Origin of the sequence: Bacillus sp. GZB (assembly GCF_001975995.1) — a bacterium.
GTDB classification, from domain to species: Bacteria; Bacillota; Bacilli; order Bacillales; family Bacillaceae; genus Bacillus; species Bacillus velezensis.
Genome location: NZ_MTQG01000018.1, coordinates 212382 through 223162, shown reverse-complemented (window position 1 = coordinate 223162; position 10781 = coordinate 212382). Strand labels below are relative to the sequence as shown.

The 10781-nt window shown below is 52.9% G+C and carries 1 protein-coding gene; it reads left to right on the top strand.

Annotated elements, in window-relative coordinates; all coding sequences use genetic code 11:
* The first annotated feature begins 1 nt into the window (after nt 1).
* Nucleotides 2-10762 (top strand): surfactin non-ribosomal peptide synthetase SrfAB, encoded by a 10761-nt coding sequence (gene srfAB / locus BXO87_RS21175; RefSeq protein WP_038456925.1) that lies wholly within the window; start codon nt 2-4, stop codon nt 10760-10762.
* The last annotated feature ends 19 nt before the right edge of the window (nt 10763-10781 follow it).

The window sequence follows — 10781 nt, the reverse complement described above, 5'->3', positions numbered from 1 at the left end:
TATGAGCAAAAAATCGATTCAAAAGGTGTATGCACTCACACCGATGCAGGAGGGAATGCTGTATCATGCGCTGCTTGATCCGCATTCTTCCTCCTACTTCACACAATTAGAGCTTAGGATTCACGGAAGCTTTCAGCTGGAGCTTTTTGAAAAAAGCGTCAATGAGCTGATCCGGACATATGACATCCTGCGTACGGTATTCGTGCACCAGCAGCTTCAAAAACCGCGCCAAGTCGTATTGGCGGAGCGGAAGACGAAGGTGCACTATGAAGATATCAGTCAATTAGATGAAGCGCGCCAAACTGAGTATATCGAACGCTATAAACGCGGCGTGCAGCAGCAGGGCTTTCATCTGGCGAAGGATATTCTCTTTAAAGCGGCGGTGTTCAGACTCAGTGAGAAGGGGCTGTATCTCGTCTGGAGCAATCATCATATCGTCATGGACGGCTGGAGTATGGGCGTTTTGATGAAAAGCCTGTTTCAAAACTATGAAGCGCTTCGTGCCGGCCGGCCCGCCGGGGGAAGCCAGGGCAAACCTTACTCTGACTATATCAAATGGCTCGGAGGCCGGGATTATGAGGAGGCGGAACAATATTGGAGCAGCCGCCTGGCGGATTTCGAACAGCCGAGCCTGCTCCCGGGCCGTCTGGCATCAGAGAAGAAAGACTACCAAAATGAAGAATATTCTTTTGTCTGGGATGAAGAGCTGGTCGCGCAGATTCAGCAGACCGCCAACCGGCATCAAGTCACGGGGCCTAACCTGTTTCAGGCCGTTTGGGGTGCGGTGGTCAGCAAATACAACTATACAGACGATGTGGTGTTCGGCACCGTCGTATCAGGCCGTCCTTCAGAAATCAACGGCATAGAAACGATGGCGGGGCTGTTCATCAATACGATTCCCGTCAGAATCAAGATTGACAAAGGTGCAGCCTTTTCGGACGTGATGGCGGCAGTTCAGAAAAACGCCGTGGAAGCCGAGCGCTATGATTATGTGCCGCTCTATGACATTCAAAAGCGCTCCGCCCTGGACGGCAGCCTCTTGAATCATTTGGTCGCGTTTGAAAACTATCCGCTGGACAAAGAGCTGGAAAACGGGGGCATGGAGGAAAGACTCGGCTTTTCCATTAAAGTGGAACATGCTTTTGAGCAGACGAGCTTTGATTTCAATCTTATCGTGTATCCGGGAAAAACGTGGACTGTCAAAATCAAATACAACGGAGCGGCTTTTGCTCATGATGCCATCGAACGAACGGCGCACCATCTGACCCGCATGATGAAAGCGGCGGTCGGAACGCCTGACGCGCCCGTGCGGGAACTCGGCCTTGTTTCAGGCGAAGAAGAGCGGCAGATTGTTGAGGTATTCAATGATACGAAAACGGCGCTTCCGGAAGAGGAGGCCGTTCACCGTTTGTTTGAAGCACAGGCAAACCGGACGCCTGCAAGCATCGCGATAAAAGAAGCAGGACGCGAATGGACCTACCGTGAAGTGAACGAAGCGGCCAACCGCCTGGCGAGACACCTTGTGAAGAGCGGGCTGGAAAAAGGCCGGACCGCCGCTATTATGAACGACCGGTCTGCGGAAACCGTTGTCGGAATGCTTGCCGTCTTAAAAGCAGGCGGCGCATATGTGCCGATTGATCCGGCTTTTCCGGAGGACCGTCTCCGCTTTATGGCGGACGACAGCTCGATTCGGCTCGTGCTGACAGTTCAGGACTATCAAGAACAAGCGGGCGCATTGCAAGTCCCGGTCGTCATGCTGGATGAAAGCGCGGATGAAACGGTAAGCGGAACAGACTTGAATCTTCCGGCCGGCGGCAACGACTTGGCGTATATCATGTATACATCCGGATCGACCGGCAAACCGAAAGGCGTCATGATTGAACACAGAAATATCATCAGGCTCGTCAAACATTCGAATTACGTGCCGGTTCATGAAGAAGACCGGATGGCGCAAACGGGAGCTGTCAGCTTCGATGCCGGAACCTTCGAAGTCTTCGGCGCATTGCTGAACGGAGCGTCATTGCACCCGGTGAAAAAAGAGACGCTGCTTGACGCCGGACAATTCGCCCAATTTCTGAAAGAGCAGCGGATCACGACAATGTGGCTGACGTCTCCGCTGTTTAATCAGCTTGCCCAAAAGGATGCCGGCATGTTTAACACGCTCCGGCACCTCATCATCGGCGGTGACGCGCTTGTGCCGCATATCGTCAGCAAAGTGAGGAAGGCATCACCGGAGCTGTCGCTTTGGAACGGCTACGGGCCGACGGAGAATACGACGTTTTCGACGAGTTTTCTCATTGATCAGGACTACGACGGTTCGGTCCCGATCGGGAAGCCGATCGGAAATTCCACTGCGTACATTATGGACGAAAACCGCAACCTCCAGCCGATCGGCGCGCCCGGTGAGCTGTGCGTCGGCGGAAGCGGAGTGGCAAGGGGCTATGTGAATCTGCCTGAATTAACGGAGAAGCAGTTTGTCCGCGATCCGTTCAGACCGGATGAAATGATATACCGGACGGGGGACTTGGCGAAGTGGCTTCCGGACGGCACGATCGAGTTTCTCGGCAGAATTGACAACCAAGTAAAGGTCCGCGGTTTCAGAATCGAGCTCGGCGAAATCGAGGCGAAAATCAGCCAGGCGGAGAATGTGACGGAATCTGCGGCTGTGATCCGGAAAAATAAAGCGGATGAAAATGAAATCTGCGCTTACTTTACAGCAGACCAAGCTCTTTCGCCGGAAGACCTGCGCAAAACGCTTTCGGAATCACTTCCGGAATATATGATTCCCGCGCACTTCATCCAGATGAATCAGTTTCCGCTGACGGCGAACGGAAAGATTGATAAAAAAGCGCTGCCTGAGCCTCAGGCTGAAGCCGTTCAAAAAGAATACGAAGCGCCGAAAACGGAAGCGGAGCAGAAACTCGCGGACATTTGGGAAGGCATTCTCGGTGTAAAAGCGGGTGTGACTGACAATTTCTTCACGATTGGCGGACATTCTTTAAAAGCCATGATGATGACCGCTAAAATCCAGGAGCACTTTCAAAAAGAAGTGCCGATTAAAGTGTTATTTGAAAAGCCGACCATTCAGGAGCTTGCGCATTATTTGGAGCATGAGAGCGAGGAGGAACAGCAGTTTGAACCGATCCGACAAGCGCCTTATCAGAAGCATTATCCTGTTTCCTCAGCACAGCGCAGGATGTATATCCTTAATCAGCTCGGACAGGCCAGCACGAGCTACAACGTCCCTGCTGTACTTTTGCTGGAAGGATCAGTAGACAAAAAGCGTCTTGAGGAGGCCATGCAGGCATTAATCAACCGTCATGAGACACTGCGTACGTCGTTTGACATGGCAGATGGAGAAGTTGTGCAGACCATTCATAAAAATGTGTCGTTTGAGCTTGAAACCGCCGAGGGCCGGGAAGAAGATGCAGAAGAGCTGACAAAAGCCTTTATCAGGCCGTTTGCGCTCAACCGCGCGCCGCTTGTCCGTTCGAAGCTGATCCGGCTTGAAGAAGACCGGCATCTTCTGCTGATTGACATGCACCACATTATTACGGACGGAAGCTCAATGGGCATTTTCATCGGTGATCTTGCGAAGCTTTATCAAGGCACGGAGCTTGCGCTGCCAAAGATTCATTATAAGGATTTTTCAATCTGGCAGCGTGAAAAAGCAAATCTCGATCAGCACGAAGCCTACTGGCTTGATACGTTCAAAGGCGATCTGCCGGTGCTGGATCTGCCGCTTGATTTCCCGCGTCCTGCCGAGCGCAGTTTTGAAGGGGAACGCGTCATCTTCGGGCTTGATAAACAGGTGACGGCGCAGATTAAGAAGCTGCTGGCTGATACGGATACGACGATGTACATGTTCTTGTTAGCCGCTTTTCAAGTGCTGCTGTCCAAATATTCGGGTCAGGAAGACATCATAGTCGGGTCTCCGGCGGCCGGAAGACAGCATCCTGATCTCCAAGACGTGCCGGGCATGTTTGTCAACACAGTTGCGCTTCGATCGCATCCTGCCGGCAAAAAAACGTTCAAACAATTTCTGGATGAGGTGAAAACGGCGAGCCTTCAAGCTTTTGAGCATCAAAGCTATCCGCTTGAAGAATTAATTGAAAAACTGCCGTTAACGAGGGACACAAGCCGGAGTCCGCTGTTCAGCGTGTTATTTAATATGCAGAACATGGAGATCCCGGCCCTGCGGCTCGGAGATTTGGAGATTTCTTCATACTCCATGCATCATCATGTCGCTAAATTTGATCTTTCCTTAGAAGCGGCTGAGCGCGGAGAAGAGGTCGGATTGAGCTTTGATTATGCGAAAGCCTTATTTGCGGACGAAACCATCCGCCGCTGGAGTGCTCATTTTGTCAATCTGATTAAAGCCTGCGCCGAAAATCCGGATATTCAGCTGGCCGACGCAAGCCTGCTGTCCGCTCCTGAACGGGAAGCGCTCCTTTCTGATGAAAAACGTACAGAAGCGGATCTGCCTGAGGGCACTTTTGTTTCGCTGTTTGAACGGCAAGCGCAAAAAACGCCTGATCTCACGGCGGTTGCGGGCGGAACAAGTCTGACATATCGTGAGCTTGATGAACGCTCGAACCGGTTTGCCCGCCACCTTCAGGCTTGCGGAACGGGCAGTGAGGACATCGTGGCCATTATGATGGATCGTTCGGCCGACTTGATTACCGCGATTCTCGGCGTCATGAAAGCCGGAGCGGCATTTCTCCCGATTGATCCGGAGACTCCTGAAGAGAGAATCCGCTACTCTCTTGAAGACAGCGGAACGAAGCTTCTGGTCGTCAATGAGAGAAACATGACCGCTGCCGCCGTTTATAAAGGAAAAACGATCGTAATGGAAGACGGAGAATGGCAGAACGAAAGCGCCGGCCGGCTTGAAACGAAGCCCGGCGCCGACCAGCTTGCCTATATCATTTATACCTCGGGAACAACGGGCAAACCGAAAGGCGTCCAGCTGGAGCACCGCAATCTAATCAATTATGTCACATGGTTCAGCCGTGAAGCCGGTTTGACCGAAGCTGACAAATCTGTGCTGCTGTCTTCTTACGCATTTGATCTCGGCTATACGGCTATATTCCCGATTCTTCAGGCGGGCGGCGAGCTGCACATTGTGCCGAAAGAGACGTACACGTCGCCTGATCAGCTTGGTGAGTATATACAGAAAAACGGCATTACGTGTATGAAACTGACGCCGTCATTGTTCCATATGATCGTCAATACAGCCCGTTTTGCGGCAGAACGCCGTTTCAGCCCGCTTCGTTTAGTGGTGCTCGGCGGAGAAAAGATCATCACGTCCGATGTCCGCAAGTTTCATGACGTATACGCCCATACCGACTTCATCAATCACTACGGGCCGACGGAAACGACGATCGGCGCCATTGCCGGACGGATCAATATGGAGCGCCTTGATCAATATGAGCAGCGTCCCGTCATCGGCCGCCCGATCGCGAATACCGGCGCGCTTGTATTGGACGGAGCAATGCAGCTCGTTCCTCCGGGCGCAAGCGGCGAGCTTTATATTACCGGGAAGGGGCTTGCCAGAGGATATCTTCACCGTCCGCAGCTGACGGCGGAGAAATTTCTCTCAAATCCTTTTTCACCGGACAGCCTGATGTACAAAACGGGAGATGTCGTCCGCAGGCTTCCTGACGGGACGATTGAATTTATCGGCCGTGCGGATGATCAGGTGAAAATCCGGGGCTACCGCATTGAATTAAAAGAGGTTGAAACCGTGCTGTTAAGCGTAAACGGCATTCAGGAGGCAGTCGTTCTCGCAGTCAGCGAAGGCGGGCTGCCGGAACTGTGCGCGTACTATAAAGCCGGCAGCGAGCTGAAAGGCTCTGAGCTTCGCAAACGGCTTTCCGAAACATTGCCGTCTCATATGCTTCCGGCTTATTTCGTGGAAGTAGACCGCATTCCGCTCACAGCCAACGGAAAAACTGATAAAAACGCCCTGCCGAAACCGGGCGTCAGCCAAACGGCGCAAACAGTTTCAGCCTTGCCGGAAACGGAATTGGAGGAAAAGCTGTGCCGCATTTGGAAACAGACACTCGGTACGGATACGCTCGGCATCGACGATAATTTCTTCGATTACGGCGGGCACTCTTTAAAAGGCATGATGCTCCTCGCCAATATTCAGGCTGAACTGGACAAAACGGTTCCGTTAAAAGCGCTGTTCGAACAGCCGACTGTCCGCCTGCTTGCCGCATATATCGAAAAATCGGCGGTATCTGAGGGATATCGGGTGATCACACCGGCAGACAGTGCAGACGCGTACCCGTTATCATCCGCCCAAAAACGGATGTACGTACTGAACCAGCTTGACCGGGAGACAATCAGCTATAATATGCCGTCCGTTCTTCTGATGGAAGGAGAAGTCAATATTTCAAGGCTTCAGGAAGCCCTCAATCAGATGATCAATCGCCACGAGTCTTTGCGGACGTCCTTTATCGATCAAAACGGCCGCCCGATGCAGCAGATCGCAGAACAGGCTGACATTGACCTGCACATCTTTGAAGCAGCGGACGAGGAGAAAGCGGATCTTATCATTCAGGCATTCATTAAGCCGTTCGATCTGAGTGCGGCTCCGCTCATTCGGGCCGCTCTTGTCAGACTGAATGAAAAGAAACACCTGCTGCTGCTGGATATGCATCATATTATTGCCGACGGCGTGTCCAGAAGCATGCTGGTCAAAGAGCTCGCTCACCTTTATAAAGGGGGAAGTCTGCCGTCGCCGAACCTGCACTATAAAGACTTCGCCGTCTGGCAGAATGAACCTGAGCAGGCCGAACGGATGAAAGACCATGAGCGTTATTGGCTCTCCGCATTTTCCGGCGAGCTTCCTGAATTGAATCTGCCGACCGATTTTCCCCGTCCGCCGGTCCAAAGTTTTAAAGGACAATCCGTCCGTTTCAGAGCGGGGCGTGAAACGGAAAAAGCGGTGCGTGAATTAATGGAATCATCGGGAGCGACTCTTCATATGGTGCTTCACGCCGCGTTCCATGTCTTTTTGAGCAAAATCACGGGGCAGCGCGATATCATTATCGGCTCGGTGACCGCCGGAAGAACGAGCGCCGAAGTTCAGGAAATGCCGGGGATGTTTGTCAATACGCTTGCGCTTCGCAATGAAACGCGCAAAGAGCAGACCTTCGCCGGGCTGCTCGAACGGGTGAAACAAACCAATCTCGACGCGCTGGCGCATCAGGATTATCCGTTTGAGGATCTGATCGGAAAGCTTGACCTGCCGAGAGATATGAGCCGCAACCCGTTGTTCCAGGTGATGGTGACGACAGAAGATCCGGATAAAGAAACACTGGAACTGGAGAACCTGCGCATCACTCCATATGAGTCGAACCAAGGCACGGCGAAATTCGATCTGACACTCGGCGGCTTTACGGATCAAGAAGGTCTCGGCCTTCAGTTTGAATATGCGGCTGATCTGTTTAAAAAAGAAACAATTGAAAAGTGGAGCGCCGGGTTCCTGCGGATTCTGAAGCAAGCGGCAGAAAGCCCGGACAGAAAGCTGCCTGAGATTTCACTGATCAGCGGTGCTGAAAAACAAGCCCTCCTCAACGCATGGAAAGGAAAAACGATTTCTGTGCCGCGGGACAAAACGGTTCACCGTCTCTTTGAGGAAACGGCCGCCCGCTACGCGAACCGGCCGGCCGCGGCATACAACGGCGCGAAGTGGACGTACGGCGAGCTGAACGCAAGGGCGAACCGCATCGCGCGCATTCTCATGGACTGCGGCGTCACGGCTGACGAACGTGTCGGCATTTTGACGAAGCCGTCCTTGGAAATGGCCGCGGGCGTACTCGGCGTCCTGAAAGCGGGCGCGGCATTTGTGCCGATTGACCCCGACTACCCGGAAGAGCGCATCAGCTACATTCTGCAGGACAGCGGCGCCAAGCTTCTTCTCACACAGGAAGAGCTGGACGTGCCGGAAAGCTACAACGGAGAAACGATTCTGCTTGACGGCGGACGCTCCATTCTGAGCCTGCCGCTTGATGAAAACGATGAAGCGAACCCGCAGACGGAAACAACGGCGGATCATCTCGCTTATATGATTTACACGTCAGGAACGACCGGACAGCCGAAGGGTGTCATGGTCGAACACCATGCGCTGGTGAACCTGTGCTTCTGGCATCACGACGCATTCGCCATGACGGCGGATGATAAAAGCGCCAAATACGCGGGCTTCGGTTTTGACGCCTCCATCTGGGAAATGTTCCCGACATGGACCATCGGCGCGGAGCTTCACGTCATTGATGAAGCGATCCGGCTGGATATCACCCGCTTAAATCACTATTTCGAGGAGAACGGCGTGACCATCACCTTCCTGCCGACGCAGCTGGCCGAACAATTTATGGAGCTGGAAAATACCTCTCTCCGTATGCTTCTCGTCGGCGGTGACAAGCTGAAGCGGGCGGTGAAACAGCCGTACACGATCGTCAACAACTACGGCCCGACGGAAAACACCGTCGTCGCGACAAGCGGCGTCATCAATCCGGAGGAAGGATCGCTTTCGATCGGACGGGCGATTGCCAATACGAGAGTTTATATTCTCGGCGACGGCGATCAGGTGCAGCCGGAAGGCATTGCCGGTGAATTGTGTGTGGCCGGCCGCGGTCTGGCGCGCGGATACCTGAACCGTGAAGAAGAAACGGCGAAGCGGTTTACCGCAGATCCGTTCGTGCCCGGCGAGCGCATGTACCGGACCGGCGACCTCGTCAAATGGAACGCGCAGTGCGGCATTGAATACATCGGCCGTATCGACCAGCAGGTCAAAGTGCGGGGCTACCGAATCGAGCTTTCAGAAATCGAAGTCCGCCTCGCCCAGCTTGCGGACGTTCATGACGCAGCGGTGACGGCGGTGGAAGACAAAGCGGGCAATACCGCGCTTTGCGCCTATGTCGCGCCTCAGCAGGACGATATTGAAGCGCTCAAATCCGCGTTGAAAGACACGCTGCCTGACTACATGGTGCCGGCGTTCTGGGTGGAGATGGACGAGCTTCCGGTCACCGCAAACGGAAAGATTGACAAAAAAGCCCTGCCGGCGCCTGACATTGAAGCGGGAAGCGCCGTATATAAAGCGCCGGAAACGGAGATGGAGACGCTGCTTTCCGACATTTGGCAGGAAGTGCTCGGTCTTGACCAGATCGGCGTAAGCGATAATTTCTTCACGCTCGGCGGCGATTCGATCAAAGGCATCCAAATGGCGAGCCGCCTGAACCAGCATGGCTACAAGCTGGAGATGAAGGATCTCTTTCAGCATCCGACCATCGAAGAGCTCGTCTCCTACGTGGAGCGGACGGAAGGCAAGCAGGCTGACCAGGGACCTGTCGAAGGCGAAGCGGAGTTAACGCCGATCCAGCGCTGGTTCTTTGAACGAAACTTTACCGACAAACACCACTGGAACCAATCCGTCATGCTTCACGCGAAAGACGGCTTTGATCCGGACCTGGTGGAAAAAACCCTGCAAGCATTGATTGAACACCATGATGCGCTCCGCATGGTTTACCGTGAAGAAAGGGAAGGCATCATTCAGACATACCTCCCTGCCACAGAATGCAAGGCAAGCTTTGACATCGTTGATCTGTACGGAACTGACGAGGATATGCTGAAAAGCCAGATTCAGCGGCTTGCCGATCATCTTCAGGGAAGTCTTGATCTGGAGAACGGTCCGCTGTTAAAAGCGGAGCAATACCGGACAGAACAAGGCGATCATCTGTTAATCGCGATTCACCATCTCGTCGTGGACGGGGTTTCATGGAGAATTCTGCTTGAGGATTTCGCTTCAGGTTATAAACAGGCGCAGCAGCAAAACAGCATCGTCCTCCCGCAGAAAACCCACTCCTTTAAAGATTGGGCGGAGGCGCTGAACACATTTGCGCAATCAGAAGAGCTGAAAAAGCAGGCGGATTATTGGGCGCAGGCAGATGCGGAAGAACTCCAGCCGCTGCCGAAAGATCATGATCCGAACAAACGGCTCGTCAAACATACGGCGGCCGTGAAATGTGAATTGACTGAGGAAGAAACGGCGCAGCTGCTCACAGATGTTCATCATCCGTACGGAACGGAAATCAACGACATTCTGCTCAGCGCGCTCGGCTTAACGATCGGTGAATGGACGGAAAACGGCAAAGTCGGCATCAACTTAGAAGGACACGGCCGGGAAGAAATCATACCGAATGTCAATATTTCACGGACGGTCGGCTGGTTTACGGCCCAATATCCTTTGATTCTGCAGATCAGCAAGGAAGACGGCGTCTCTTCCGTCATTAAAACGGTAAAAGAGACGGTGCGGCGCGTTCCTGATAAAGGTGTAGGATACGGGATTCTCCGGTATCTGTCATCCGATAAAACAGAAAAAGGCGTCACGCCTGAAATCAGTTTTAACTACTTGGGGCAGTTTGACAATGAAGTGAAAACGGAATGGTTTGAGCCGTCTCCATATGATATGGGACGTCAAGTCAGCGAAGAGTCAGAGGCGTTATACGCACTGAGCTTCAGCGGGATGGTTACAGGCGGCCGCTTCGTCATTTCCTGCTCATACAATCAGGAAGAATATGAAAGAAGCACCGTCGAAACACAGATGCAGCGGTTTAAAGACAATCTCTTAATGATCATCCGCCATTGCACGGCCAAAGAGGAGAAAGAATTTACGCCGAGCGATTTCAGCGCGCAGGATCTTGAGATGGATGAAATGGGAGACATCTTTGACATGCTTGAGGAGAATTTAACGTGACAAAAACAGATAACAGAAG